This is a genomic window from Nitrosococcus halophilus Nc 4 (assembly GCF_000024725.1).
GTDB classification, from domain to species: domain Bacteria; phylum Pseudomonadota; class Gammaproteobacteria; order Nitrosococcales; family Nitrosococcaceae; genus Nitrosococcus; species Nitrosococcus halophilus.
The window spans coordinates 1378374-1404679 of sequence record NC_013960.1 but is presented as its reverse complement, the minus strand read 5'-3'; the positions used below and the strand labels follow the sequence as shown (position 1 = coordinate 1404679).

Below are 26306 nucleotides of genomic sequence, written 5' to 3'. Positions count from 1 at the left end.
TCGACTGCTGGCGTTTAATTTAACCCATTAACGGCAAGTGCATGGCCGCGTTTTCCATAAAGTGCTGTAGGAACGCATCGTTGAGTCGTCGCCCAACTAATTCTCCAAGTTCGTCCTGAACTTTTCGAATGAGTTGGTTGGCTCAACCAGCCTCAGCCCTTCGGGGCTACGTTTGAAGTTGAAGCGAAAGCGACTCACCCTGGAGTGCATTTCTCAGCCCCAGGCGCTGAGGTCAAAGGCAATGAACTACGGAGCGACACAGGAGCGAATGCCGAGACTGAACGACCCTTCAAACATTGGCGAGAGAACCCTAACTTTTAGAGTAGCGAAAGCTAATGAATAGAGTTTTTGTATTAGACACTGATAAAACAGCGCTGATGCCGTGCAGGCCCTCAAGGGCTAGGCGGTTGTTGCGGGATGGGAAGGCTGGCGTTTATCGGATGCAGCCATTTACGATCATCCTGAAATATAGAGTTGATTCTAACCCGCAGCCGGTTGAGTTCAGGGTTGATCCGGGCAGCAAAACCACCGGATTGGCTTTAGTTGGGAATTTTCCTCAACAGGGGCGCGTCGTGCTGTGGGCCGCGAACCTGGAGCACAGAGGGCAATCTGTACGCGATAGGTTAGAGAAGCGGCGCAGTTTGCGCCGAGGTCGTAGAGGCAGAAAGACCCGCTATCGTGCGCCACGGTTTTTGAATAGAACAAGACCCGCCGGTTGGTTACCGCCTTCACTGCGATCACGGGTTGAGAATGTTTCGACATGGTTTAACCGTCTACTCGATAGAGCGCCCCTATCTGAATGCCACATTGAAACCGTACGCTTTGATATGCAGAAAATTCAAAACCCGGAAATCAGCGGCGTTGAATATCAGCAAGGCGAATTGATGGGGTATGAGGTACGCGAATACCTACTAGAGAAGTGGGGCAGGAAGTGCGCCTACTGTAGCAACAAGGATGTCCCTCTGGAAGTTGAACACATCGTCCCTAGATCTAGGGGTGGCAGTCACCGGGTATCTAATTTAACCTTGGCGTGCACGCCCTGCAACCAAAAGAAGAATAGTAAAACGGCGACAGAGTTTGGATATTCTCAGATCCAATCCAAAGCCAATCAGCCCCTAAAAGATGCCGCCGCGGTCAATGCTACCCGCTACGCTGTTGGTCGCGCTATTCAATCAGTGGGGTTGCCGACTTCTTTTTGGAGTGGCGGAAGGACTAAGAAAAACAGGATCAGTCAAAGCTACGGCAAAGACCATTGGATTGATGCCGCGTGCGTGGGTGAAATCGGTGAGCAGGTGACCCTCACCGAAGGCTACCGAGCACTTCAAATAAAGGCCACTGGACGCGGCACACGGCAAGTTGCGCGCACTGATAAGTACGGATTTCCACGCGGGAAGGCCGGAAGGTGCAAGCGAGTAAGAGGATTTCAAACGGGTGATCTGGTGAGGCTCATTCAGCCCAAAGGTAAGTATGGGGGCACACACACCGGAATACTGGCAGGCATCCGGGCTAACGGCGCCTTTGACATCAAGGCCAAGGCCCGGAAGATTTCGGCCAACTGGAAGCATTTCAAACTCATCCAAAGAGGTGATGGTTATGACTACGGGCTATCGGCTGTCTGAGCCAAACACGGCGACGACAGCAAGTCATGCTGACCCTCGCGCTCACCGCGTAGCAAGCTGCGCACTCTCGCTGGGGGGGCGTCGTGCGTCCATGCACTCCTTCCTGGAAGAAGAGCCATATCATACCTCGTTACACTAACTTAATTATCAGAAAAGGCCGACACATGAGTTATACCTATCTTTTATCTCCTTCCATTGGCATAGCCCGATTGGGCAACAGCCCTACCGATTTCTATCTTGCCCCAACTGAAATCGGCGGGTTACCGTTGGAATGCGATGCTAACGGCAATGCAACGGGTGCGGCGTTTTCTTCTTTTAAAGATTCGGCTGGAAGAGTGAAGCGCCAGGCGCAGCCATTCCGCGTTATGCGCACCAAAGATAATAAAAATTATGAGGAGATAACGCTATCTACCGAGGGCGTAGCCTCTATCCACTGGACGGTGCATCTCGCCAACAAGAAAGCCGCTTGGTATCAGTTTTCGGAATTGCAGGGAAACCTACTATTGGGTGAAGGCAATAGCTATAAAAATCAAAAAATCCCCCTGAGGAATAATACGGTTACCGATTCTTCTGCTCGCCAGAAATTAATTATCGATCCGGGTCCACGCACCCTCAGCGGTGCAAACCAGAGTATTGAAGTCGCTCGCACCAATATCCCTTCGGATTACCCCCATGGCAGTTTTCCTAATTCCAGCCCCAAATATGGCTGGCCAATCAATTCCCTGGGCACGATTAAGACCGACAGGGAAGGCCGTTTGCTCGTATTGGGCGCTTATGGCCGTGCCGGCGGGGATGAGCCAATTACCAGTTATGGCGGTGCCGATACCTGGTATGACGATATCGCGGATGGGCCAGTTGAGTGCACGGTAGAATTCACAGACGGGACCCGCATCAGCCTGAATAGCTGGGTCGCATGCTGTTCCCCTGATTTCGCACCGGAAATCGTCAATATCTCCACCCTGGACGATACGATGTTTGATGTGGGTGTGCGTCATTTCAACCTGGTGCCGGATATGCATGCCAATGGGGCATGGAATACGGACTTCGTCGCTAACTACCAGCGAGACATTCTGCCGATCATCCAACGTATTTCACGTTATCAGTGGGTCTCGAACGTGCAATCAATGAGCGCCTTCTGCTCGTATATTTTCGATTTCAGCGATCCTTCCCCCGCCAATGCTGCAAACCGCCAACAATATTTTTCTTACTTCCGCAAACCGACTATTTATACGCCGAACGGGATTGAGGGCGAAAGCATTACCCTGTTCAGCGAGGATAATATTCCGATGATGCCCCTCAACTCCGGCAGTAACTCGGTGAGTAACGTGGATATTGAAAAATTTCTGACATTGAACCAGACCCAGTATTTCCTGCTCTCTCAATGGGCGGAAGGGAAATTTGTCAATGATCCAAACTACCAGCCCTATCCCCTCTGTTCTGCCACCAGTGCGGCGATGGGCAATTGCGTGGGCTTGCCCATGTGTCCCGGTATCGAGGTGACCTGGAGCATGCAGAACCCTGCCATTTATGCATCACCTTACCGTATCGCGCAATCTGGCGATGAGAGCAATTACCAGATGCACGGCCTTTCCCCTTCACGGGATGAAACAGAAGGCGGAGGGTGCGAGCCGGGCGATCTGACCAAGCGCATGGCGATTCCATGGCAGGCGGATTTCTTCAATTGCACAATTCAGTACGTTAATTTCACCGATCCCGACATCAATAAGCTGAACGGTATGCCGCTACCACCGAGCTATTATGCTTATTGGTGGCCGCCGCAAGCACCGTGGGATGTGCTGACGGGGGATCTCACGGCCGCGGAGCAGGCGCTCGCCCATACCCCAGCCGGGTTGCAGGTGAATTATGCCCGTGGCATCAACAGCTATGTACAGATGATTACCGAATGGTCTTATCTCGGCTTTATCCGCAACCAAAATTCAGGAGCGAACTCCAATCGCTTTCCCTACCTTGTGGAAACGGAGCGCCTGCATGGCATGTTTGAATACCAGGACGTGCCGGTCAGCCAGATCAGCCATAATCCCGATGACAGTGAAACGACCGTTCCTATCTGGTATTCAAAACCCCAGCAAAAACTAGCTCCAGAACATGCCGAGTTGTTGCGCCTTCGCGTTGAAGAAGAAATGTTCAGGGAAATCGCCGTAGCTGAGTCGCAACGCCAGCGCACGCCGCGACGGGGCACGCGGACCCGTTTCTAGTGACAGATAACAAGAATTGTCTCCCCCTGCTCGGGGAAGTGGATGTGGCCATCGTGGGCGGCGGGCCGGCGGGATCTGCCTGCGCCCTTGCCCTGCGCACCCATAGGCTTGCTTACCGGGTGGCGTTGGTGGAATCCTCCTTCTACCATGCCACCCGGTTGGGAGAAAATGTCTCATCGGCGCTATTGCCCCTGCTTGATTATCTGGAAATAAAAGAGCACTTTCTTGCCCAGGCGGCATATGTGGAAAGCTTTGCAGTACAAGCCTGCTGGGGGAGTCATATCCCGCTGCTGCAACATTCTCTCCGCCATTGGTCGGGTGAGGGTTATTTGTTGGATCGTCGCTGTTTTGATGCCATGCTGGCCGAAACTTTCCATCTACGGGGGGGGAAGTTGTATCTCTCATGCCGGGTAGAAACGATACTTCCGGCGGAAGATGAAGAAGGGGGTTATCTGTTGCACCTGCGGCACCAATCGGGCAAGCGGTTTGCCTTGAAGGCGCGCTTCCTGGTGGATGCCACGGGGCGAAAAGCCAATATCGCCCGCAGATTAGGGGCAACCTCCCTACACTACGATGCCTTGATTGGCGTAAGTCGGTTCTTCGAAATAAACCCCGCGGCCCCCTGGTCGAAAGACATCGTCATTGAAAGCGCACCGGAAGGCTGGTGGTATTCCGCTCCCCTGCCGGAAAACCGCCTGGTCGTCACCTGGATGACGGATGCCGGGCTATGGCGGGAACAAGGGCAGGATAAGCTTAATTGCTGGGAATCCCTGCTGAAACAAGCGCCAAACAGCGATGCCCGGTTGCGACAGACCGCCGTCGCGGCAGATACCACGCTGACCGTGCGCCCCGCCCACACCCATATCCTCGACCAAACAGTAGGAAAAAATTGGCTGTCCGTAGGCGATGCGGCAGCGAGTTTTGATCCGCTTTCCTCATTGGGGATTGGGTTTTCCATGCATTCAGGATGCCACGCGGCGCGGGCTATTGTCGGCTATCTGGAAAGCGGGGAAATGAACAGCCTGCACCATTATAGGGATTCCGTTAAACGGCAATTCACGGAATATCTGCCTACCTGGCAGCACTATTACCGTTATGAAACCCGATATCTCCACTCTCCCTTTTGGCGAGCGCGGCATGAACAGAATTCATTCTCGCAGGCTCTCCCTTAGAAGGACCGAGCTTGCAATCGATGCCCCCTCAGAGGAGAGAAATAGTGGGCAAAATTTTTGAAAAAAATGCGGCCGGTTTAGCGCGGCCCAACCACCCCGATCAGTAGGCATGCGCACGAAGAGGAGCTTAACCTGCCTTATAAGATAGCGCCGATCAAGGCCACAGCAGAGCGCTCCACCATTTTCTCCACCACCACATCCAGAACGGCTTTTCCAAACTTCTCCCCTACCTGACCGACCGCTTTGCCCGTCGTTTGCACCTTCTGTTTGGAGGAGGCAGCGCTTACAGGGGGCATGGTCACTAATTGACGGCAATAGCCATGATCATGAAGCGCTTGCAAAATAGCTTGGGGTTGGGTTCTTTCCCGATGGTAGGCCACGAGGATACTTCCCGTCACCGGGTTGACCTCGGCTTTGCCTATCCCTTCAAACCCTTCCAATAGTGCCTTCAGGGCTGCTGCCTGAACAGGATTCCGCTTGAGGGAAGCAAGCTTGACCCGCAACCGACCAGGTACATGATGAATGTATTGAACCATACGCACCTCAACAAGAAGTAACCTTCTGCCGAGGCTCATTAAAGCAGGCCCTTATTACGTTTTTATGACAATCTTGCCCTCCCCCAGGTGGGAGAGGGCAGGTTTTTATTTTCTCAAAGCTTACGCCAAAGACCCGGAGTCGTTATCCCTGCAAAGGCGGGTATCCAATTTTCTCAGGCATTCAATAGATTCCCGCCTACGGGGGAGTAACAAACTGCATAAATTTACTATTGCAAACCTTATCCCGCTTTCGCTGATGACTTCTTCCGGGAGGAGGGTTCCAACTGTTCCGAGCTTTCCTCAAGCTGGGCTTGCTCCCCTTTGGGTAAGGCGGCACTGGCAATCTCCTTGACTCCTCCCACCACGCCAACCAGCATATCCTTGACAGTAGCAACGGCAGCATTCCCAATGGCTCCGGCCGCTTCGATGGCAGCCATTGCCGCTCCCCGAACCACATCAATCACATTGACCCCGACTTCGTTGGCCGCCTCAGTCACCCCATCGACAGCCCGCCGGGCCACGACCCCCACATCGGCGCCCACTTTGGAAGCACCCTGAACAAGGGCTCTGACGGTGGTATCGGTTACCTTGAGTACATCACCCCCCACATCGCTGACCCCCATGACGACCCCTTTGGCCACGCTCTTGGTGGTCATGGTAAGTCCCGTGCCCACTTCTTCGGTAGCGGAAACGGCCCCTTTGACCACATCCCTGACGACAGTAAGCGTTTCCTCAGTCACATTACCCGTGGCAGTCACCGCATTGGACACGGTGTGACGAACCAAGGAAACGATCTCGGTCTCAATTTCATCAATTCCCCTGAGGCTGTTGACCACTCCCTCTTTAACGGTGGTTCCGGCGGCTCCCACGCTGTATCCTCTACCGGCTTGTGCTGTCCCTTCCGCCTCGGTGGAAGCGGTTTTTTTCGTTTCCTCAGCCATGATCAATCCTCCTTATTTAATAGTGGATTGGTTACTCATTTGGCGTAGTCAATTACGTCATCCTGCGTTTGCGCATCCCCTCCCTTAGACGGTAATCACCCTAGGAAGGTGGCGGCTTCAACATCGTTTGAAAGCCTGAGGTTACCCTCACCTTGTTCCCAGCCAAAGATCTAGTTCTTAGGGACCCTGTTTGCTAGTGGCGGACCTCAGGAGATCGACGGCATACCAAAGCAGTGTAGTTGCCGGTACCAAAATTTGCCCTCGAAAAATTTGAACGATGGCCGTCACGATGAGCACCACATAGAGGACCGAGCGAAAATCAAAGTGACCACTCGTAGCCCAGTTGAAACCTGAATCTAAACTGGAAAATCCTGCGGCAGATTTTTGGAGTACGGGGTCCTGCTGGTATTGGACATTTTCCAGAATAAACAGGCCAGTGGATTGGGCATATTGAGCGATTTGCTCCCGTGCCCCCTCTGTATGGTGGATAAGAATACTGCCGCTCTGATCATTGATTTTAATCTGATGGACCACTGAGAGTTTTTCCAGGGCTTGCCCTACCCGTAAAAAATAATCCGGTTCACCCCGTTTACAGCGAATGCGAATTCTAGTTCTTCCTGGAAGCCCATGACTCAACTCGGCAGCAGGCGTCATTTTGAAGCCGGAGGCGTTCTTTTACCTGAGCTGGCCTCTTCTGCGGTCTCTACTGCTTCCCCTGTCACCGTGCTTCCCTCCTCAAGTTCCGCCCTCGCTTCGGCAACTAGATCTTCGACAACCTCCCCCATTTCAACGACGGTTTCTCGTCCCTTTTCATAAACCACAATGCTGGTTTTAATAGCAGCTTTTGCCAAGGGTCGAACCACGGCTGCCACGGCAGGGATCACAATAGGGGCCAGTACCGAGGCCCCAATACCAATTGCTAGACCTTTAGCAGTATTACTCTTGAAGAGGTCATCTATGGATGCCATATAGCTCACTCTCCACCAAAATTCCTGGGCAATATTTTGAAATAAAATAAGCTTTCACCTGCAGGGACCTTATCGCCTCTAGCGGCTCAAACATAACAACTCAATAGATATGTATATAGAGTACCTTAGGGGAAAAAACAATTACCCTATTGTGATTCTAAAAATGTCTCCAATTGGCCTAATTCCACCCCAGGAAACAATCTTTTTAGGGTGGTAATTAGCGCTTGTACTGAATCCGGTGAAGTAATCTGCTGCTTGTCATAAACCACCAGGATACTGCTGGATATCTCACTTGCCTCCACCTGTTTAATTCCTGGCACCAAAGCCACTTCATCTTTAACTGTTTGTGCCAGCTCTGTATTTCCTTTTAATAGCTGGAACCTTAGCCGCACCCTTCCCGGCACAAAAGAAGTGACCCGCACCCCTTCTGCAATCTTCATCTCTATCCTCTACTTTCTTAGCAAAGTTATGCTATTAATAACTAATTAATAAATTGACACAAATAATACTAATCCCAGAAATTAACGCTCTTTTACCCCTTCTCCCCTGGCGGGAGAAGTTTAGGATGAGGGGGGTTAATGGTTAATAAAGAATGTTTTTTATTGGGATTGGTATAACAGTAGCATTATGGGAGAAATTTTATGTGGACTCGAGTCTTAATTGGAATAGGCCTTTTCCTGCTAGGCTACTACGTAGGGAAACAGGTTGAGCGTGATGCGCCCACCCGTGATTGGTTGCGTCAACGGCGGGAAGAAAAAGAACAAGAAGCGATTTCCACCGAGAATCATGAACCTCCTCCTGCCACTGGAGAACAATAAGCTAATAAAGCCATTTTCATCGGGACTTACTCTTAATGGTCTACGATGCACTTCCCTAAGCCACACGGTAAGGCACTTTGATAGTGAGCTAAATCCTCTCCATTTGTTATTCCTTAAAATGGGGGGGCTGGCCATAAAGCAGGTGAAATGAGCACTCAATTCTATGAAAAACAATAACTTACCCAAAGATAAGGCACTGGAACGCATTGGCGATCATTCCAAGAGCATTGCGGAATATGTGATTTACTTCGTGAAGGGAAAGAATGTCCGCCACCGGTGGGAAGGGGGCGAAAGAGAAACTGGACAGCCTGAAAATAGGGAAAAATAATCACTTGGAAAGCGGACACCGGCAAAAACAAACCAACCTAACCCCCTGAGGAACGGCGAATCAATTCCATAAATTCTGCACGGGTTCGAGGGTCCTGCCGAAACGTCCCCAACATGGCGCTGGTGACCGTCTGGCTATTTTGTTTCTGTACCCCCCGCATCACCATGCAAAAATGACAAGCCTCCAGAACCACTCCCACGCCGCGGGCATTGAGGACCGACATCAGCCCGGTGGCGATTTGGGTAGTGAGGCGCTCTTGCACTTGCAGCCGCCGGGCGAAGACATCAATAACTCGGGCGATTTTACTCAGGCCCACAATGCGCCCCCTCGGCAAATAACCCACATGGGCACGCCCGAAAAAAGGCAATACATGATGCTCGCAGAGGGAATAGAATTCCACATCCTTGACAATCACCATTTCTTCGCACTCGTCCTCAAAAAGGGCATCCCTGACCACCTCCTCCACGGTCATATTGTAACCACTGGTGAGGAAATCCAGGGCCTTGGCGACCCGCTGTGGCGTGCGCTTGAGTCCCTCACGGTCAGGATCTTCGCCGAGGCGGGTTAAAATTTTTTTCACGCTGGCTTCAAATTCCCGGTCATAGTGCTCCCCCGGCTCCACATCCAGGCTACCAATGTAGTGGCCTTCCTTCACCGCCTTGGTCAATTTTTTATCCATTGGCTCTCGCTCTACTACGGGGAACGCCTAGGCGCTCCCATTGTCGCTATGATTAAGATTAAAACAACACTTGTCACCACTTTTTAATAGTATACAGAATTACACCAATTTGATGTCTAAAGCCAAAGCCGCATCCCTAAAGGTTTATGTCCATGTGCCAACTGCTTGGAATGAATTGTAACGTGCCCACCGATATCTGTTTCTCCTTCGAGGGGTTTAGCCAGCGTGGTGGCGGCACCGACGAGCACCGAGATGGTTGGGGAATCGCCTTCTTCGAGGGCAAGGGATGCCGGAGTTTTGTGGACATTTTGCCTGCGGCCCACTCCCCCGTGGCCCACTTGGTCAGGGAGTATCCCATTAAGTCCCTCAATGTGATTGCCCACATCCGTAAAGCCACTGTCGGTCAAGTCTGTTTAGAAAACACCCATCCTTTTGTCCGCGAACTCTGGGGGCGCTATTGGATCTTTGCCCATAACGGTGATTTGAAAAATTTTGCGCCTCCCCTTCTGGCCGACTTTCGTCCGGTGGGGGGGACCGATAGCGAAAAAGCCTTTTGCCTCCTTCTGCAACAATTGAAAGACCGCTATCCCACTGCCATGCCCTCACTGCCGGCGTTGTACCAAACCCTGCGCACCACGGCAGCAGAGATCGCCACTTACGGCAGCTTTAATTTTCTACTCTCCAATGGAGAGCATTTATTCGCCCATGCCTCCACCCAACTGAGCTATATTGTTCGGCGCCATCCCTTTGGCCATGCCCACTTGGTGGATAAGGATATGACCGTTGACTTCCGGGAAGTCACCACCGAAAGGGATCAAGTCGCCGTTATCGCCACCACTCCCCTCACCGATAATGAGACCTGGACCCCGATCCCCTCAGGAACTCTGGCCGCCTTCCAGGATGGGCTTCCGCTGATTTTAGACTCCGGCGAATAGTCCGCTTACGCCTTGCCGCTAGGGCATTTATCTCCTAGGATTTAATTATTCAATAGTCTTCAGGGCCATCGCGACAGACAATTTTCTACTTCTATGGCAATGTATCTCTCTAGAGTGATGCAAATATTGATTAATTCTGAAAATGGGATCTACCAAAAAAACATTTGGCAACCCTCCGCCGATATCTACCGCATTGAACAAGGATGGTTGGTTAAACTCGATCTTGCCGGAGTTCGCAGCGAGGACATCCACCTGAGTGTCCGGGGACAACACCTGATCATCCAGGGTTTGCGCCGAGACTGGATCGTGGAAACCGGGCAGCAATATTACTCTATGGAGATTGCTTATAATCGCTTTAAGCGCGTGATTGAGCTTCCCACCCACTTGGAACACGCCCGTATCACCACCGAGTATCGTGATGGCATGCTACTCATTTGGCTAAAAACAGCGCCTAAAGGGGGGTTGTGATATGGAACACAGCACCTATCCGACACTGCCGCTTAAAAATACTGTCCTCTTTCCCCACTTGGTTCTTCCCCTATCAGTGGGACGCTCAAAGTCCATAGCTGCAGTAGAGACCGCACTGGCCAGCGAAGATAAACTGATTGCCGTTTTTCCCCAACACAATCCCCGGACCGAGGAACCGACAGCAGACGATTTGTTTCGCTTTGGTACGGTGGGCGTGATCAAAAAGATGGCCCGCAGCGGGGACACGGTCCAAATTCTAGTTCAGGGAATAGAGCGGGTGGAACAGTTAGAAACGGTCCAAGCGGAACCTTATCTGTCCCTCAAAGTAACGACCCTCCCTGAACCGTCCGATACGGGCACTGAAATCGAAGCCTTGCACCGAACCGTCATCGAATTGGCGGGCAGAATGATCGAACTGGTACAGCCCCAAGTCCAGGTCAGCATCCACCACATCATTTCCGACGTAGAAAAACCCCTTCACCAGATTTATCTCCTCACCTCTGTCCTGTCGCTGGATTTTGACAAGGAGAAAGAACTGCTAGCCGCTGCCACCCAAGCGGAAGCCTTGCATTTGATGTACCGCTACCTCAACCATGAAGTGCAGGTACTGGAGGTGCGTCAAAAAATTACCAGCACGGCCCAAACCGAGATAGATAAAAAACAGCGGGAATATGTGCTGCGCCAACAGTTAGAGGCCATCCAAGAAGAATTGGGAGAAAAAAGCCCTGAACAGGCCGAAATCAGCGAATTGCGCCGGCGAATGGAAGAAACTGAGCTCCCGGAACTGGTGCGTAAAGAAGTGGAAAAAGAACTTACCCGCTTGGAACGGATGCCCTCAGCTGCCCCTGATTATCAGTTGACCCGCGGTTACGTGGAGCTGGCCCTCGAACTGCCCTGGAATAAAACCACCGAAGACCGTTTAGATCTCAAGAGGGCTCGCGAGATCCTCGATGAGGACCACTTCGACTTGGAGGACGTTAAAGAACGGATCATCGAACACCTGGCGGTAATGAAACTCAACCCTGAGGCGAAATCACCCATTCTTTGCTTCGTGGGCCCTCCGGGGGTCGGTAAGACCTCGGTGGGACAGTCCATTGCCCGGGCCCTGGGCCGGAAATTCGAGCGCATGAGCCTCGGCGGCTTGCATGATGAAGCCGAGTTACGGGGCCACCGCCGCACTTACATTGGCGCCATGCCCGGTCGGATCATTCGCGCCATCCGCCGCGCCGGCTACAAGAATCCTCTCTTGATGCTGGATGAGATTGACAAATTGGGCCGGGATTTTCGCGGTGATCCGGCGGCGGCATTACTGGAGGTGCTTGATCCCGCCCAAAACGTGGAATTCCATGACAATTATTTGGATCTGCCCTTTGACCTCTCCAAGGTCTTCTTCGTCACCACCGCCAACACCTTGGATACCATCCCCCGTCCCCTGCTGGACCGAATGGAGGTCCTCCGGCTACCCGGCTACAGTGACGAGGAAAAACAACAGATTGCCCGCCGTTATCTGATTGGGCGGCAAATTGGAGAAGCCGGCCTCTCGGAGATTCAGCTTTCCATCCCCGATGAAACATTGCGTTACGTTATCCGTCGCTATACCCGGGAAGCGGGGGTGCGGGAGCTAGAGCGCGTGCTAGGGCGGATTGCCCGCAAAGTAGCGACCCAGGTCGCCGAAGGTCAGACTCAACCGATGACAGTCAAACCAAAAAAATTGGTTGAATTACTAGGACCAGAGCGCTTCTTCGCCGAAGAGGTGCGCCAACAACTCCCTCCCGGAGTGGCGGCAGGTCTCGCCTGGACCGAAGCAGGCGGCGATGTCCTCTACGTGGAAGCCGCGCTTCTGCCGGAAGGCAAGGGCCTGACCCTGACCGGGCAACTGGGCAATATCATGCAAGAATCGGCCAAAGCCGCCCAAAGCTACCTCTGGTCCCATGCCGAGGAACTAAGGATCGATCAAAAAAGCATCCGAGAATCAGGGGTCCACATTCATGTTCCGGCGGGCGCCATTCCTAAGGATGGCCCCTCGGCGGGAGTCACCATGGCCACGGCGCTTACCTCCGCCTATGCCCATTGGCCTGTCCGAAACGATACGGCGATGACGGGGGAAATCACCCTGAGCGGCTTAGTCCTTCCCGTGGGAGGGATTAAGGAAAAGGTGCTTGCCGCCCACCGGGCTGGCATCCGACGGATCATCCTCCCCAAAGAAAATGAAAAAGATCTCCGGGAAATCCCGGAGCATGTCCGGCAAAGCCTCCAATTCATTCTTGCCGAGCGGATCGAAGAGGTGCTCACTGCCGCTATCCCGGAGTTGAACAGGCTGCACAGCCGGGGGGCTGCCTAGTGGAGGGTTTGCCCCTAGATCGAATGATCCCATGACCCAGGAACAACGCCTCGCCAACAAGACTGCGGTAGTGACCGGCGCCAGTAGCGGCATCGGACGGGCGATAGCCCTCCTGTTTGCCCGCCACGGGGCACAGGTGATTGTCAACTACCGCCGCTCCAAGGCCCAGGCTGAAGAGGTGGTGGAGGAAATTACCCGCAACGGAGGCCAAGCTAGAGCGATTCAGGCGGATATCTCCAAAATCGAAGAGGTCGATCGCTTGGTCCAGTCTACCCTGGAAACACAAGGTCGAATCCATATCTGGGTCAACAATGCGGGGGCCGATATTCTCACGGGGCCAGGACCCCAGCTTAGCCACATTGAGAAACTAGACCAACTCATTGCCGTTGACTTGCGGGGCACTATTCTGTGTTGTTGGCGAATAGCGCCTTTAATGAAAAAAGCTGGCGGCGGAGTAATTCTCAATATGTCCTGGGACCACGTACTGCACGGTATGCCCGATCCTAACCCGGAGATGTTTGCTGCGGTCAAAGGGGGGGTGTTGAGCTTTAGTAAAAGCCTGGCCCGCTCCTATGCTCCAGAAGTCCGGGTCAATGAACTGGCCCCCGGCTGGATAGAAACTTCTTTTGCCAAAGAAGCCATGACGCCGGAGGCTTACCAAGCAGTGGTCGAAGCCACCCCCTTGCAGCGTTTCGGCACTCCCGAAGACGTGGCCTATGCCGCCTTATATCTCGTTTCCGACGAGGCGTCCTTTATTACCGGCCAGCATCTTAATATCAACGGCGGCATGGTGTCATGAACAAAGTCGATGAGGAAACGCTACAACGCCTTGTCCACTGGTTGGAGGCGGGTCAACATGGATTTCTGATCACCGTAGTGAAAGCTTGGGGCTCCTCCTTCCACTTGATAGGGGCTCAATTAGCCGTCAGCAGCGAGGGACGCTCAGCCGGTTCTCTCTGCGCAGGCTGGGTCGAAGAGGACCTGCGTCAGCGCCTGCCTATTGAATCACCCTGTCGGCCCGAAGTCATCACTTATGGGGCCAATGCCGAACCTCCCCGCAATCGCCCCTTGCCTCGCGAGGGAACCCTCCAATTAGTGATTGAACCGGTGCGCTCCCCGGACAACTTAAAACAAATACTTGCCGCGATCGCACGTCGAGAGGTGGTCTGCCGACATCTGGACATGGGCAGTGGGTATGCGGAAACATTTCCAGGCCAACCAGACAGCCAGTTGCATTTTAACGGCAAGACCCTCATCACGGTCTATAGCCCCCGTTGGCGCCTATTACTCATCGGCGCCACAGCCTCTGCCCATTACTTAGCCCAGATGGCCTTGGCCCTAGACTATGAGGTGATCGTCTGCGAGCCCCGCCCCGAATACGCCGATTCCTGGGATCTCCCTAGCACGGAATTACGCACCGACATGCCAGACGAGATGGTAAGAGAATTCGCCCTAGACCCCTGTGGCGCCGTAGTGGCCATGACTCACGACCCCCAACTGGATGAAATGGCGCTACGAGAGGCTTTAGAATCAAAGTTTTTCTACGTGGGCGCTCTCAGCGCTCAAATAGGCAATGAGCACTCCCAGAAACCGCTCGCCCAGCGCCTTGAGTGGACCCCGACACAACTTTCCCGCCTTCATAGTCCAGCCGGTCTGCCTATCAATGCCCACACGCCGGCTGAAATTGCGCTTTCCATCCTTGCCGAGATCACTGCCTTGCGCCACGCCCGGGAGCACTCCACGACCACCTCCACTAAGCAAGCTTTGGCAAAGGCTAGTTCTGGATTTCATCTCTAATAAACTCTAACTTACCTTCATGAAAATAAAGGATTTTAATTATCTTTCTCGAATTTTTATCATAGATCCAGCGGTTTCTGTCCTGAAATGTGGGCTCACCGCACTTTTTCAGTACCGTATAATTAGACGTTTCCACACCGCCTTCAATAACCCATTTTCCACATCGTATGCTGGTGTCAGCATGAATGTTGGTCCCAAATAGACCTACAAAAACTAGGCTATACCATTTCATCGCTACGCCTCCTGCAAACGATTTAAGGCTAGGATTACTTTTTAGGATAGACCATCACTATCTCCCTATGTTCTCCAAAACAGGGAGGAATTTCCCTTTAGAGTCGGCCTAATCTTTGCCACGCGCCTTTGATTGGTGGGTTGTCAATCTTTTAATTTCGGTGTAAAAATTTAACTACCTTATATCATGTGTAGGGAGTTGGACCATGCCAGCCACCATCATACATCTTGGCTTAGGCCTACAGATGAAATCTGTAACGCCACGATATTTTAGTTTTCCTGTGTTTGTGTTTACCCAATTAGCTATTGATACGGAGGCACTATATTTTCTCATCAAGAATGAATCACCGGTTCATCGATTTCTCCATACCTATCTTGGCGCTACCTTGATTATTTTACTTGCCGTTCTAGTGGGTAGACCACTATGTCAGTGGGGAATTAAATTATGGAATACCTTGCTTAAAGAAAAATACTATCGCTGGCTCTATGTTACGCCTAAAATTTCATGGAGAGCAGCGGCTATAGCCGCAGCATTTGGCGCCTATAGCCATATCCTGATGGATAGTATCATGCACGCCGACATGCAACCCTTTGCCCCCTTTTCGTTAGTCAATGGCTTCTGGGGGGCTATTAGCGATTTTCATCTGCATATGTTCTGCATTATGTGCGGAGGACTCGGTATTATCGTTTTATGGTTATTCTGGGAAACAAGAGAAGTTTTGGAGGCCACAGAAACAGAAAAAGAACAGCAGGTTAGCAACCAGGGGCATTGAGTAATCTAAATAAGTGGTGTCCCGCAAACCTTTTTACTAACAAACAAAAGCGGGTTTGCGGAACACCACAAATCATTCCCAGATGATAGGGGCTTACCACCAAGACACAAAGTACACGAAGGTAAAGAAATCTCAGTCAGTTGGAAGAAATTGATGAAAATGTTCCTCTCTAATCTACTTATTCTTTGTGTTCTTCGTGCCTTTGTGGTGATCTTATGAATTATCCGGGAGAAACCAAAGTTAGAGAGGGGAACCTGCACTACTCCCTAGCATCTCTTTCCGAATTAATGGAATAGGGGGCCCACCATAGGAAAGAAATTTATCGTGGAACGCCCGCCACCCCTCGCGTCCTCCCCGAGAAGCAGTCCACTCTTCCCGTAACTTCTTAATCATCAACTTCCCCAAGGTATAGGTGATATAGGCCGGATCAAAGGTTCCCCGCGCCGCCTGTTGCCTTGCCGTACCCGCATCCTGATAGGCAAATTCCCGAAACATCTGTTCTGATTCTGCTAAAGTCATCCTTTGGGCGTGCAAGCCAATGGCGGAAAGGTAACGCACATTTCGCAATAGGGCATTGAGCAATTGACCGATATGAATTTCTGGATCGCCATTACCTAACCCGGCTTCCCACATCAGTTCCTCCGCATAGTGGGCCCAACCTTCAGCAAAGCCGTAACCCACAAAAAGTTTTCCCACTGGGGAAGCCACCCGGTTGGAGTGTAAGAACTGTAAAAAATGGCCCGGCCAAACTTCATGGACCGAGACAAACAATAGGTCTGCCTTATCCGGAATGTAGGCTTCTTGTTCTTCCTTAGACCAGGACGGATCAGGCGGCGCCACATAGTAAACAGAAGGTAACGCTTTATCAAAAGGACCAGGAATGTCGATATAGGCAAAATTCCATTGCATATAAGGGGGGGAAGGCTCCACCTGAGCTTGCTCAGTGCCTGGAATCGTGACTAGATCTTTAGCAATGACAAAGGCCTTAAGTTCCTGGAGCTGGCGGCGTGCTTCCTCAACAGGACCCTTTTCAGGTTTTACCGCCTGGGCTTTTTCAATGCACTCCGGTATTGTCTTGCCAGGGGCATAATCTCCGCACGCCTTCTGCAATGCCGCAAGATTGCGCTCAAGATCTTGACGCCCTATTTTCTCTAACCGCTCAATAGGCACTTTTACCCGCTCGGTCTCCCGCAACAGGGCCCGAAAAAGAGGCGCACCTAAAGCAAAGTCATCGGTGGCATTGTCTCGTTGTGCCTGCATCCACTGTTGCAGTTCCCTCATCGCTTCAATAGCTCGCTTATTGGCCGCCCGAAATTTTCTCTGCAACTGCGCGTTATCCACGGCGCTGAAAATGGCCAGCGCATCTTTTTCATAGTAAGCGGCGAGACCTCCGAATACCTTCTCGCCAATGTCCACATAGGTTCGTGGCAGCGGCGTCCTCAGGTTATGGCGAATTTGTTTGGCTGCGGTGGGAATGGCTCTGGTGTAAGCAATATAAGCTCGCATACGTTCTTCTAGCGGAGCATAGGGGCGGCTAAGGTAAACATTGGGATCAAGCTCTTGAGTATAGAATGCTGGATTTTTATAAGGCCATTCCGAAGTCTCCAACCAGAAGAGATCCTTATCAATCCAGGCAATTAAATAATCACGCTCAAAACGCTGACTTGCCGTTAAGGAATCTGAATCAAAAGCAAGGGCCCGTTGGCGTTCCGACCGCAGGCGCTTGACCTCTTTGGCAAGCGCTTCTGGACTCCAATCAGGCAGCTTGCCATCAAACTCATGCCGACCCGCACGAACGGCAAAGTCAGGATTGACAACAAAATATTCTTCGATGAAATTGTGAACGAATGCATCCCAGTCGGTATTATTTTCTGCTGCTCGCGTCTCTTGGACACCTACGAAAAACAGGAGTAAGGTCAAAAAGAAAACGACTATACCCCCTGAAAAGAAAGAAAAAGTTTTTCTCATTTTTGTCCCCTTAGCGCCTATTACAATGGGATCGGTTTCACGCAGCTTAACCGCCCCTACGAGCCGACAAGTAGCGTGCGCTGTGCGCACGAAGAGAAGCCTATTACCATAAAGCGAACTCTTCAAGAGCGTTCTGGGGCTCAAGATAGCCTTAAAAATTAACTTTGAAAAGGTAGGCGATGAAACTAAACCCCATCGCCTGACCAGTAGAGATTAATAACTGAGAGTTTGGGATACCGTGTTCGATAACGAATGATGCTGGGTCCGACTCTGGGTTTCCCTATTCGTGGACATGGGGACCACTTCCGGGGAAGGGGTTAATGGCCAGAGCGGGTGAGCTTGCATTCGCTCACTTAAGCTTAAGCTGGGTAATTGGAAACCACCCACCACAGCAGCGCGGGCCTCGGGGCTGAGCTCCCGCGCCTCAGGCAGATCTTTAAGTACGAGAATAGCCATCTTCTAGGATCCTCCTCTTCAAGCTAAAAATATTCGTTAGGCTAAAATTTAAAATTTGCTGAGCCTTTTATGCTCAACCCTCTCGCTGCACACCCTATGCCAATTGTGATGGAGTTCTCGTAAAAAACAACAAGTTATTGAATAAATAAGTATATATTTCTCTTTAGGCCACGACTTCGAGAATGCCATGATCTCTAAACTCTAGCGACAACCCAACATAAACCAAGCTACTGTTTGATAAAGAGCAACAAATGCATTTTGGACCACAGCTTCACTGGGTAATTTCTTGCTCCAATTCTTGAGCCAGCGCAGCAGCGACCTTTTTTAAAGAACCGGTTCTTTTGAAGACTTCCCGCTGCCGGATATAGCTAGGTCCCTCTTCCAGATGTGTTTCCAAGCGCTTCAAATAGGAGGCTGTTCCTAGCTTTTCAGCAGTGGGCGCCAAGGTTGTCAGAAGCTCTTGAATGATAGCTCTCATTGGCTTGCTGTGGCCCTGGTCATCAATAATATAATTTGCCTCGACCCCTTGGTGGGAACTTCTGAAATGATTCATCTTTTCCATCCACCAATGGTGTGGCATTAACAAATAACCACATTCCTTTTGCTCGCAACAACGTTGGAGATAAACAATCAGGGTATGGACTAGCGCCGTCAACATCATCGTCTCCTTAATCGTTGGCTGAGTATCCATGACCCTGACTTCTAAAGTTCCTAGCTGGGGACGGGGGCGCAAATCCCAGTGAATGTCGCGAATAATGCCATAGACCCCAGCCGTTTGAGTATTCTCAAAAAACGTCACAAAATCTTTCCATTTATGAAAAGTAGGCGGCACCCCATAATCCCGCATAATGGCCAACACCCGTTGGCGAAAAGAGGCAAATCCCGTCGAGTGCCCTTCCCAAAAAGGGGAGCTGGCGGACAGGGCTAAGAGAATAGGCAAATAAGGTTTCAACATGGCCATGACCGCAAGGGTCGTGTCCCCTGAAGGCATGCCCACATGAACGTGTAATGCAAAAGTCTTGAAAATGTGGGCTAAATAGCCCACCCGTTTTTCCATCTCCCGATACCGGGGGAGGGGCGTAATGGTGGCAGGACGTACCGAGAAAGGATGAGTCCCGGCACCACACAGGACCAGTTTCTGCTGTTGACAACGGGCTGCTAAAGTTTCAATAACCGCGATAATATCGGTTTCTAACTCCTGGAGGTTGGCGCACACTTTGGAGTTGATCTCCACAGTGCATTGACTCATCTCCGGCTTGATATAAGGCGTCTCGGGATAGTTTTCGATAAGGGGTAAGATCCCATCTGCTAGATCCAATCCTTCCTTATCCAGGAGTTGAAATTCTATTTCTATCCCTAAAGAAGCCTTCCTAGAACCTTTAAACTCCAAATGCTTATGGCTCTTTCGCATACTCAGCTATGGCTTCCCGCGCCACCTGATCAAAGAAGGCTGCCCCCATCCTTAAAGCTTCTTCATCGAAATCGAAAGCAGGACTATGCAAAGGAATATTTTTCCATCCCTCACGGCAAGCACCTATCCGGACATAACAGCCCGGCGCTTCTCGAAGGTAAAAGGAAAAGTCTTCTGAACCCATGCTGGGGTACTCAATGGGGATCAATCCCTTCTCCCCCACCACTTTGAGTGCGGCTTGGCGGGCAATCTCCGCTTCTCGATCAGTATTGATGACGGGGGGGTAACCTTCCGTAATTTCTATGTCTACCATAGCATTATGAAGCTCACCGGTGGCTTTGGCCATACGCTTTAGCCCATGGAGAATATGGTTTCTCACGGCAGGTTCGGTCGTCCTGATGGTCCCTTGGAGCAAAGCGCCCTCTGCAATCACATTGGGTGCACTGCCTGCTTGCACCTGACCAATGGTGACCACTGAAGGATGGAACGGATTAATTTCCCTGGATATCAAGGTTTGTATCGCCATGATGAGCAGCCCCGTCACCACGATGGCATCCACTGCCTCATGGGGTCTGGCTCCATGCCCTCCCCGTCCCTGCACCCGAATGGTAAATTTGTCGGAGTGGGCGGTAATCAGGCCATGGGCCACCATGAACTCACCAACTTTAAATTGGCGCATCACATGGCCACCGAAAATGGCTTTGACTCCCTTGAGGGCTCCGGCTTTGATCATGACTTTAGCCCCGGCCCCTCGCTCCTCTGCCGGCTGAAAGATAAGTCTTACCTTGCCGGGCGGGGGGTTTTCCTTTAGCAAGGCGGCTGCTCCCAACAGCATTGCCATGTGGCCATCATGGCCGCAGGCATGCATCTTGCCTTTATTCGATGAAGCAAAAGGAAGTCCGGTCATCTCCTCCCCGGGAAGAGCATCCATGTCAGCCCGCAAGGCCACGGTTGGACCCTCCTCTTTGCCGGTAATCTGGGCGACGACCCCACCGCCGACCCCGCCATATTCAAAAGCAATATCGAGACGCTGCAATTCCTCCATAATGACCGCAGCAGTTCGCTTTTCCTCAAAGGCAAGTTCTGGATATTGGTGGAAAATCCTCCTTAGCTCCACCATTCTGGGAAAAATTGGCTCAACCTGCGCTACCATGCTCATCAGTCTTCACCCCGCAGCTTTTTGCCCTCAGCGGTTGCCTTGCTCCGGCCCCGCAGACTAGACTTTGAAAATACTGTTTTGTTCTTTATGACAGCTCTATTATTTGATATAGACTAAAAAACATGGTTAATACACTTTTAGGGGATGCTATCCAATGTCCTATACCGTGACCTTATTAATGACGGAGTTCGTTACCCATGATGTTAAGCGCTTCCTGGTAAGTCGGCCGCCTGGGTTTGAGTATCAACCTGGCCAAGGTGTTGAGTTGGCCATTAATCAGCCGGAGTGGAAAGACCAAGGGCGGCCCTTCACGCCGACTTCCCTAGAAGAAGATAAGGTTTTGGAATTCATTATCAAAGAATATCCGGACCATCACGGCGTCACGGAAAAACTGCATGCTTTGCGGCCAGGTGAAGAACTACTCCTATCCGAAGCCTTTGGCACCATTACCCATCAAGGGCCCGGGGTTTTCATTGCCGGCGGCGCTGGAATAACGCCTTTTATCGCCATCATTCGCCAACTTGCCCGTGAGGGTCAGCTTGCTGATCATATGCTGATCTTTTCCAATAAGACGCCGGCAGACGTTATTTGCGAGAAGGAATTCCGTTATTATTTTGATGAAAATTGTCTTTTGACTTGTACCGAGACTAATGGGGCAGGCTATGACAACCGGTTTATCAACAAAGAATTCTTACAAGAGAAAATCTCTGACTTTAGTCAGCGTTTTTATACTTGCGGGCCACCACAATTTGTCAAAGACATTAACAGCGCACTGATCGAGCTTGGCGCTGCTCCTAATACACTGGTGTTTGAAAAATAAGATATTTACAAAATGTGGTTAGTCGCCTTCCCTGGCGACTCCCCATTAGCTTTTTATACTTATTAAACCAAGTAATAGGAGTGTTTATCCACTGATAAAACCTCTTTCCTTTAAATATCTTTCTATATCCTCTTTCGCAAATCCTACTTTCCTTGCTACTCGATCCGCATGGCTTACTTTTGAGATTCCCTCTACGATTTTGTGAGTGGGAGCTTCCCCTACAAACTGCATCTGAAAATGCCGTCCAAGATTATTTTCCTTAAATCGCTCAGCCAGCTCATAGTTATGAGTCACCAGGACGGTATTATTTCCTATTTTGTAAAACCCATTGAGCACATGAAAAGAGGTCTCTAATTTTTCATCATGAGTCGTTCCTTCCGACAACTCGTCTAAAATAATCAAGCTCTGTGGGGTGGTCACCAAAAACATATCCTTTGTCCGTTTAAGCTCCTTTCCGAATCGCCCTTCTACATCCTCTAGGGAGCTGATCTCTGGAACTTGGTAAAAGATCCGGTCGGCAACGGAGGCTTCAGCGTCTTCTGCAGGCACATAGCAACCTATTTGAGAAAGCAATTGAATTTGGGCAATCGTTTTACAAAGAGCTGTTTTGCCCCCACTATTCGGACCGGTAATAAAGGTTAACTTCTGCCCGTCCAGGTCAAGGTCATTGGGAACATAACTGGGATTGCCTTTGCCCAGGATAGGATTCCTCGCCTCCCTCAATACCAAAGTATGGGTCTTTGCTTCGATAACTCTTGGTAATGAGGTGGGACTGCCAAAGGACTTCCCATAGTGATGAAAAGAAAGGAGTTCATCTATCTTCCCCAAGGCTTCCAGTGCGGTGTGGACTTCTTCCGAATCTTTGTAGCGCTTCCGCAAGGGATAAATGCAACTATCCCGGTCAAATGTCCCCACCGCCGGCATATAAGACAGTAGCAGCACGGGCACGAAAAACAACATGAACATGGGCGTCATGGAAAAGGAGATGCCGAGCACCATAGGGCCATAGGTCGTTAGAACAACAATGATGAGCAATACTGCCAGGATAAAAAAGGGCTTAAAGAGGGTGGGCCTAAATCTTGCCGCGGGAACAAATCTTTTTTTCTCTTCTCTGGATTTAATTCCACCTTCTGTTAAATAGACAGGTCCTTGCATCAAAGAGTAAATTTTTGTAGAGCCAAATTGCTTGATATCATCGACCAAAACTCTGAGATAATCGCTCTCCGGTGTAGGTAATGCACGGACATCCTTGACCAAGTCGAGCATAAAAGCAGTGCCCTTTTTATAAGTGGCATAGCCGTAGCCTTCGATTTCACTATCCCCTCTCGAGCTACCAAAGAAACCGGTAAATTTACTAAAAAGTAAACGATAAAAATCTTGTTCCCGCTGTGAAGCTTTTTGCAGCAGCGCTTCGATCTTTTCTCGAAGGCTCCCATTTGACGCCAGTTCCTGCAATGCCTCCTGCTTAGCCTTGATAAGTTTGGCGGAATGTAAAGGCTGGGCTACGGAGCGATACAGTGCGGTCTGCCCCACCACTGTATTGGCGCCATTTAACGCATCGAAAAGCCTGTCCGCTTCTATCACCTGGAATGTAGATTCATCAATAACTCCTTCCCCCACGCGCGATGGCTGTGCGGAACGAATCGACGGTGGAGCTTCACTGCCCCTCAAAATAGGTTCGTACATTCCATGTATCATTTCTCTTAGATATTCTTTTAAAGCACTACTCATCAATCACTCCAAACTATAGGTGAACCTTTCTTTTGAATGGGTATCGAATTTATAATTATTAAAAACCACTATGTTCAATGACTCTTGGGACTGTCAATCCTCAAATTCCAAAACCTCTAGCTTACCGATGACAAAAAAAGTTAAAAAATCAGGCTCTCCTGCCTGGGTCGTTGGAGCCCGTTTAGGGCTCCTCCTCGGCCTGCTCACCCTCCTGTTCGCCTGTGCCACTTACGGAGAACGGGTAGCACCGGTCCCCTTTCCAGAGGCCCAATCGGACCACGTGGATGTGGACGGCGCAAAAGTGGTCGCCCGGGCCTTCGCCAGCGATAAAGAAGCCAATAAAGCCTTTGGCTTTGATATCCGCGGTGCGGGCCTCTTCCCCATTCGCTTTGTTATCGACAACCAAAGCCTGTCAACAACCCGGGTCAGGGCCGACCAGACTTTCCTTATCGACGCTCAAGGACAGGCCTGGCCCTTGTTAACCGCCGAACAAGCCTATCAACGCGTCCGCAGCCATGTGGAACTGGGAGAAACCGCAAAAGGAACCGGCAAACCCGCCGTCCTTCTCGGCGCCGCCGGCGCCCTGGCGGGCATGGCGGTTGGAATTGTCACCGGAGAAAATGTGGGTGAAATTACCGCCAAAGGGGCTGCAGCAGGGGCCGCCGCCGGCGCGCTCTTTGGCGGAACCAAGCGCTATGACGAGCTTGACCAACAGATTCGCCAGGATTTACTTCGAGAATCTCTGCGGAATGAACGGATTCGCCCCGGAGAGTTGGCCTATGGCTATCTCTTTTTTCCGGGCAAGGAAGAAGCCCAATCGGCAAATTCAATACGCCTTGGCCTCAACCTGGGGGATAAAACCCATATCGTCACGATTAACTTTGCGGCACCGAAGTAAAAATTACATCCAATCAACCCATGAGGTACAACACCCCATAGCCTCCGAGAAACAACAACAGGATTAAAAAGCTCTCCCAGCCAATTCCCGCAATCCCCTGACGTTGGCGATACAATAGCCCCAAGAGCAAAACTCCCATTAATAAGGCGGTCAAGGCAATAATAAAGGTCTGGCTCTCCGTGGTAGCGTGCAGGAGTGAACCGTCAAGATAGACGAAATCGGCTGCGGCAACGACCAGGACTTCGAATGAATTGCCTCCTACAATGTTACCGACCGCCAAGGTCAGTGCTCCCTGCTTTACTGCACTTACCGAAACCACTAATTCAGGCAAGGAAGTGGCCACTGCTGTGAATAAGCTGCCAACGAAGGTCTCGGAAAGCCCAGTCTTGGCGGATAACGCAATCCCGGATTGAGCAACGAGGTAACCGGCGATGGCAACCGCTATCCCATTGACCAGAAGGCTCACAGAGACCTTGGCTAAGCTGGTGTGCTGAATCCCCTTTTCATCAGGTTCATCCAGCACGGTCTGAGCCGTTTTCCGGGGCGCCCACATGGGCATCTTACTGGATCTGGAGACGAGTTTAACGGCTGCGAGATAGGCGACAATGATGACAGGAGACGCGGGATGAACCCCAAAGACGGTAACTTGGGGGGTCGTAATCACGGCCAGCAATACCATGAGTAGGCTAATCAAAATCACACTTTGCATTAAATTTTGGAGGGAAGCGGCGGCATGCTCGAGATTGGCCCCCCGGTAAAACAAGTCCGCCACAGCAAGGAAAGCCGTCTGGGCCGCGATACCCCCAATGGCATTGCTTACCGACAGCACGGGATGACCTTCAGCCGCTGCCGTCAGGGAAGTGACGACACCCGCTAAGGAGGTGACCGCACCCAGCAGCACCGCCCCCACTAACGCCTCACCAATCCCCGTGAGATCCGCGAAAAGATCCGCTGAGCGGGTGAGATAAGTTCCCGCCACCCCGATCACTAAAGACGCTCCTGCAAAGATGGCTATTGTGGCCCCAAGCCCAAGCGCCTCGAAATTGAGAACATTCACCGCTTCCCTCTTGCTCAAAAGGTAAGCCACAGTTACCGCCATCAGGGTCAAGGCCACCAGAATCAGCGGAGTCCGGAAACGACGGGCGAAATCGGCTACCATGGCCCCATAATCACGGTCTTCATGAGACGCCATTTCCGTTTTTTTCAGGAGATGACTCTGGGCAGGCAGGGTGCGGCTTTCCAGTCGCATAAGCACGAGATCCCCCCTTTTCAGCTCGCCCACTGGCACGGTTTCCCTCTGGTCTTTTTGGGTGATCCGCTCGACTGTTTCAGGCAGCAAGCTAATTATTCGCTGCAGAGGAGTAGTGACCTGACGCAAGCGACGCCCCCCCACCCATTGGCCAAGGAGCAGTCCATCCATCAGGACGACCCCTATCCACAGAGACCCCCCTATCGGCGCTGAAACCAGGAAAGCCAAGATCAGAAAGGCGAGGGAAGCACTAATAGCCCCAATGACCAGCAGAGAAAGAAACGCCATCATTCCCCAGTGAGAGGAGTGAAGTTCTTTAGCTGCTAGGCGCAAAAAAGGCAAGCCGCCATAGCTAAAAACAAGGAGCGCAAAAAGCGGCGCTATCCAGGAGCGGACCATAAATGCCGGTAAAGAGAACGGAAGCCACTCCTGGAATGGCGGACTATAGAACAGAACGGGCATGGAGAGAAGCAAACCGATCCAAAACTGACGGCGAAGTCTCTTTTCCTCGCTTGGGAGAGTAATCATTAACTCTTGGCGCTCCATTCTCCCTGCTCTCTCGGTTCACCTTGGTATTGTTTTGCCGGATACGTAACGCTTAATCCGGCCTACGGGCGGTTTATGAGCGCCTCCTAGTAGGCCGGACCGATTCGCCGGGAGCGAATCGGGACCTCCTGCAGGAGGCCCGAAGGGCGCGCGCCAGGGAGGGGCGCATCAATAAGGCCTTGAGGCCGTTTCCGGCAAGGTCATTGCCCGAAACCGATAGGCTTAGCCTTCCCTTCATTTGCTCAA

The 26306-nt window shown here is 51.4% G+C and carries 25 protein-coding genes; 13 read left to right on the top strand and 12 right to left on the bottom strand.

All coding sequences use genetic code 11. The features are described from left to right. The first annotated feature begins 335 nt into the window (after positions 1–335). From iscB to lodB, 3 genes are all read left to right on the top strand, one after another. Positions 336–1619, top strand: coding sequence for an RNA-guided endonuclease IscB (iscB, locus tag NHAL_RS06790; protein ID WP_013032435.1), 1284 nt, complete (start codon positions 336–338; stop codon positions 1617–1619). 164 nt (positions 1620–1783) lie between these two features. Beyond that, positions 1784–3835, top strand: coding sequence for a CTQ-dependent lysine 6-oxidase LodA (lodA, locus tag NHAL_RS06785; RefSeq protein WP_013032433.1), 2052 nt, complete (start codon positions 1784–1786; stop codon positions 3833–3835). After that, entirely contained in the window at positions 3835–5007 is a 1173-nt protein-coding gene (gene lodB / locus NHAL_RS06780; protein WP_013032432.1) for a lysine-epsilon-oxidase maturase LodB, read from the top strand. The genes lodA and lodB overlap by 1 nt, the downstream gene beginning before the upstream one ends. Positions 5008–5144: 137 nt before the next feature. Here lodB and NHAL_RS06775 read toward each other — a convergent pair whose 3' ends face one another. The 5 genes from NHAL_RS06775 to NHAL_RS06755 form a co-directional block, all read right to left on the bottom strand. Beyond that, positions 5145–5543 carry an HMA2 domain-containing protein gene (locus tag NHAL_RS06775; RefSeq protein WP_013032431.1) on the bottom strand — a complete coding sequence of 133 codons (399 nt, stop codon included), beginning with the start codon at positions 5541–5543 and terminating at the stop codon, positions 5145–5147. Positions 5544–5782: 239 nt separating this feature from the next. Further along, on the bottom strand, positions 5783–6484 hold the full coding sequence (locus tag NHAL_RS06770) for a hypothetical protein (protein WP_013032430.1): 702 nt from the start codon (positions 6482–6484) through the stop codon (positions 5783–5785). 177 nt (positions 6485–6661) lie between these two features. Continuing rightward, positions 6662–7138 carry an HMA2 domain-containing protein gene (locus NHAL_RS06765; RefSeq protein ID WP_013032429.1) on the bottom strand — a complete coding sequence of 159 codons (477 nt, stop codon included), beginning with the start codon at positions 7136–7138 and terminating at the stop codon, positions 6662–6664. After that, entirely contained in the window at positions 7135–7452 is a 318-nt protein-coding gene (locus NHAL_RS06760) for a DUF5132 domain-containing protein (protein ID WP_013032428.1), read from the bottom strand. Before NHAL_RS06760 ends, NHAL_RS06765 begins: the two co-directional genes overlap by 4 nt. Before the next feature lie 146 nt (positions 7453–7598). Continuing rightward, a complete protein-coding gene (locus NHAL_RS06755; RefSeq protein ID WP_013032427.1) occupies positions 7599–7892 on the bottom strand; it encodes an HMA2 domain-containing protein in 294 nt (97 codons plus the stop codon). 201 nt (positions 7893–8093) lie between these two features. Between NHAL_RS06755 and NHAL_RS20965 the strand changes: the two genes are divergently transcribed. Beyond that, on the top strand, positions 8094–8270 hold the full coding sequence (locus NHAL_RS20965) for a hypothetical protein (protein WP_013032426.1): 177 nt from the start codon (positions 8094–8096) through the stop codon (positions 8268–8270). 163 nt (positions 8271–8433) lie between these two features. Further along, positions 8434–8598, top strand: coding sequence for a hypothetical protein (locus NHAL_RS20230; RefSeq protein ID WP_013032425.1), 165 nt, complete (start codon positions 8434–8436; stop codon positions 8596–8598). Between the two features lie 37 nt (positions 8599–8635). On the opposite strand, the gene folE is transcribed toward NHAL_RS20230, so the two are convergent. Then, positions 8636–9277 (bottom strand): GTP cyclohydrolase I FolE, encoded by a 642-nt coding sequence (folE, locus tag NHAL_RS06750; RefSeq protein ID WP_013032424.1) that lies wholly within the window; start codon positions 9275–9277, stop codon positions 8636–8638. Positions 9278–9423: 146 nt separating this feature from the next. On the opposite strand from folE, the gene NHAL_RS06745 reads away from it, so the two are divergent. The 6 genes from NHAL_RS06745 to NHAL_RS06715 all read left to right on the top strand — a co-directional run bounded on the left by NHAL_RS06745 (position 9424) and on the right by NHAL_RS06715 (position 15822). Beyond that, positions 9424–10212 (top strand): class II glutamine amidotransferase, encoded by a 789-nt coding sequence (locus tag NHAL_RS06745; protein WP_476703502.1) that lies wholly within the window; start codon positions 9424–9426, stop codon positions 10210–10212. Positions 10213–10329: 117 nt separating this feature from the next. Continuing rightward, positions 10330–10680: an Hsp20/alpha crystallin family protein gene (locus NHAL_RS06740; RefSeq protein ID WP_238985459.1), complete on the top strand. Its 351-nt coding sequence runs from the start codon at positions 10330–10332 to the stop codon at positions 10678–10680. A gap of 1 nt (position 10681) precedes the next feature. After that, positions 10682–13021, top strand: coding sequence for an endopeptidase La (gene lon / locus NHAL_RS06735; RefSeq protein ID WP_013032421.1), 2340 nt, complete (start codon positions 10682–10684; stop codon positions 13019–13021). Positions 13022–13052: 31 nt separating this feature from the next. Next, positions 13053–13820 carry an SDR family NAD(P)-dependent oxidoreductase gene (locus NHAL_RS06730; RefSeq protein ID WP_013032420.1) on the top strand — a complete coding sequence of 256 codons (768 nt, stop codon included), beginning with the start codon at positions 13053–13055 and terminating at the stop codon, positions 13818–13820. Beyond that, a complete protein-coding gene (locus NHAL_RS06725) occupies positions 13817–14818 on the top strand; it encodes an XdhC family protein (protein ID WP_013032419.1) in 1002 nt (333 codons plus the stop codon). Before NHAL_RS06730 ends, NHAL_RS06725 begins: the two co-directional genes overlap by 4 nt. A 437-nt stretch (positions 14819–15255) precedes the next feature. Then, a complete protein-coding gene (locus NHAL_RS06715) occupies positions 15256–15822 on the top strand; it encodes a DUF4184 family protein (RefSeq protein ID WP_013032417.1) in 567 nt (188 codons plus the stop codon). A 240-nt stretch (positions 15823–16062) separates the two neighbouring features. Here NHAL_RS06715 and NHAL_RS06710 read toward each other — a convergent pair whose 3' ends face one another. From NHAL_RS06710 to NHAL_RS06695, 4 genes are all read right to left on the bottom strand, one after another. Next, positions 16063–17790 carry a DUF885 domain-containing protein gene (locus NHAL_RS06710; protein ID WP_041354698.1) on the bottom strand — a complete coding sequence of 576 codons (1728 nt, stop codon included), beginning with the start codon at positions 17788–17790 and terminating at the stop codon, positions 16063–16065. Positions 17791–18003: 213 nt separating this feature from the next. After that, on the bottom strand, positions 18004–18246 hold the full coding sequence (locus NHAL_RS06705) for a hypothetical protein (protein WP_013032415.1): 243 nt from the start codon (positions 18244–18246) through the stop codon (positions 18004–18006). A gap of 271 nt (positions 18247–18517) precedes the next feature. Beyond that, a complete protein-coding gene (locus NHAL_RS06700; RefSeq protein WP_013032414.1) occupies positions 18518–19657 on the bottom strand; it encodes a carboxylate-amine ligase in 1140 nt (379 codons plus the stop codon). Continuing rightward, positions 19641–20816 (bottom strand): M20 metallopeptidase family protein, encoded by a 1176-nt coding sequence (locus NHAL_RS06695; protein ID WP_013032413.1) that lies wholly within the window; start codon positions 20814–20816, stop codon positions 19641–19643. Before NHAL_RS06695 ends, NHAL_RS06700 begins: the two co-directional genes overlap by 17 nt. 154 nt (positions 20817–20970) lie before the next feature. Here NHAL_RS06695 and NHAL_RS06690 point away from each other — a divergent pair, with 154 nt between their 5' ends. Next, positions 20971–21636, top strand: a complete 666-nt coding sequence (locus NHAL_RS06690; protein ID WP_013032412.1) for a ferredoxin reductase domain-containing protein — start codon at positions 20971–20973, stop codon at positions 21634–21636. Between the two features lie 84 nt (positions 21637–21720). Here the strand turns inward: NHAL_RS06690 and NHAL_RS06685 are convergent, their stop codons facing one another. After that, positions 21721–23367: a MutS-related protein gene (locus NHAL_RS06685; RefSeq protein ID WP_013032411.1), complete on the bottom strand. Its 1647-nt coding sequence runs from the start codon at positions 23365–23367 to the stop codon at positions 21721–21723. A gap of 127 nt (positions 23368–23494) precedes the next feature. Here NHAL_RS06685 and NHAL_RS06680 point away from each other — a divergent pair, with 127 nt between their 5' ends. Beyond that, positions 23495–24265: a hypothetical protein gene (locus NHAL_RS06680; RefSeq protein WP_013032410.1), complete on the top strand. Its 771-nt coding sequence runs from the start codon at positions 23495–23497 to the stop codon at positions 24263–24265. A 13-nt stretch (positions 24266–24278) separates the two neighbouring features. On the opposite strand, the gene NHAL_RS21815 is transcribed toward NHAL_RS06680, so the two are convergent. Beyond that, a complete protein-coding gene (locus tag NHAL_RS21815; protein ID WP_238985458.1) occupies positions 24279–26042 on the bottom strand; it encodes a hypothetical protein in 1764 nt (587 codons plus the stop codon). Positions 26043–26306 lie beyond the last annotated feature (264 nt).

Bases quoted from the DNA above. Each gene is read 5' to 3' on its own strand.
- lon (WP_013032421.1), top strand. From the start codon at position 10,682: ATGGAACACAGCACCTATCCGACACTGCCGCTTAAAAATACTGTCCTC.
- NHAL_RS06690 (WP_013032412.1), top strand. From the start codon at position 20,971: ATGTCCTATACCGTGACCTTATTAATGACGGAGTTCGTTACCCATGAT.
- NHAL_RS06725 (WP_013032419.1), top strand. From the start codon at position 13,817: ATGAACAAAGTCGATGAGGAAACGCTACAACGCCTTGTCCACTGGTTG.
- folE (WP_013032424.1), bottom strand. From the start codon at position 9,277: ATGGATAAAAAATTGACCAAGGCGGTGAAGGAAGGCCACTACATTGGT.
- NHAL_RS06740 (WP_238985459.1), top strand. From the start codon at position 10,330: ATGCAAATATTGATTAATTCTGAAAATGGGATCTACCAAAAAAACATT.
- NHAL_RS06715 (WP_013032417.1), top strand. From the start codon at position 15,256: ATGCCAGCCACCATCATACATCTTGGCTTAGGCCTACAGATGAAATCT.
- NHAL_RS06760 (WP_013032428.1), bottom strand. From the start codon at position 7,452: ATGGCATCCATAGATGACCTCTTCAAGAGTAATACTGCTAAAGGTCTA.
- NHAL_RS06770 (WP_013032430.1), bottom strand. From the start codon at position 6,484: ATGGCTGAGGAAACGAAAAAAACCGCTTCCACCGAGGCGGAAGGGACA.
- iscB (WP_013032435.1), top strand. From the start codon at position 336: ATGAATAGAGTTTTTGTATTAGACACTGATAAAACAGCGCTGATGCCG.
- NHAL_RS06705 (WP_013032415.1), bottom strand. From the start codon at position 18,246: ATGGCTATTCTCGTACTTAAAGATCTGCCTGAGGCGCGGGAGCTCAGC.
- NHAL_RS06745 (WP_476703502.1), top strand. From the start codon at position 9,424: ATGTCCATGTGCCAACTGCTTGGAATGAATTGTAACGTGCCCACCGAT.
- NHAL_RS06765 (WP_013032429.1), bottom strand. From the start codon at position 7,138: ATGACGCCTGCTGCCGAGTTGAGTCATGGGCTTCCAGGAAGAACTAGA.
- NHAL_RS20230 (WP_013032425.1), top strand. From the start codon at position 8,434: ATGAAAAACAATAACTTACCCAAAGATAAGGCACTGGAACGCATTGGC.
- NHAL_RS20965 (WP_013032426.1), top strand. From the start codon at position 8,094: ATGTGGACTCGAGTCTTAATTGGAATAGGCCTTTTCCTGCTAGGCTAC.
- NHAL_RS21815 (WP_238985458.1), bottom strand. From the start codon at position 26,042: ATGATTACTCTCCCAAGCGAGGAAAAGAGACTTCGCCGTCAGTTTTGG.
- NHAL_RS06730 (WP_013032420.1), top strand. From the start codon at position 13,053: ATGACCCAGGAACAACGCCTCGCCAACAAGACTGCGGTAGTGACCGGC.
- NHAL_RS06710 (WP_041354698.1), bottom strand. From the start codon at position 17,790: ATGAGAAAAACTTTTTCTTTCTTTTCAGGGGGTATAGTCGTTTTCTTT.
- NHAL_RS06680 (WP_013032410.1), top strand. From the start codon at position 23,495: ATGACAAAAAAAGTTAAAAAATCAGGCTCTCCTGCCTGGGTCGTTGGA.
- NHAL_RS06695 (WP_013032413.1), bottom strand. From the start codon at position 20,816: ATGAGCATGGTAGCGCAGGTTGAGCCAATTTTTCCCAGAATGGTGGAG.
- NHAL_RS06755 (WP_013032427.1), bottom strand. From the start codon at position 7,892: ATGAAGATTGCAGAAGGGGTGCGGGTCACTTCTTTTGTGCCGGGAAGG.
- NHAL_RS06775 (WP_013032431.1), bottom strand. From the start codon at position 5,543: ATGGTTCAATACATTCATCATGTACCTGGTCGGTTGCGGGTCAAGCTT.
- lodA (WP_013032433.1), top strand. From the start codon at position 1,784: ATGAGTTATACCTATCTTTTATCTCCTTCCATTGGCATAGCCCGATTG.
- NHAL_RS06685 (WP_013032411.1), bottom strand. From the start codon at position 23,367: ATGAGTAGTGCTTTAAAAGAATATCTAAGAGAAATGATACATGGAATG.
- NHAL_RS06700 (WP_013032414.1), bottom strand. From the start codon at position 19,657: ATGCGAAAGAGCCATAAGCATTTGGAGTTTAAAGGTTCTAGGAAGGCT.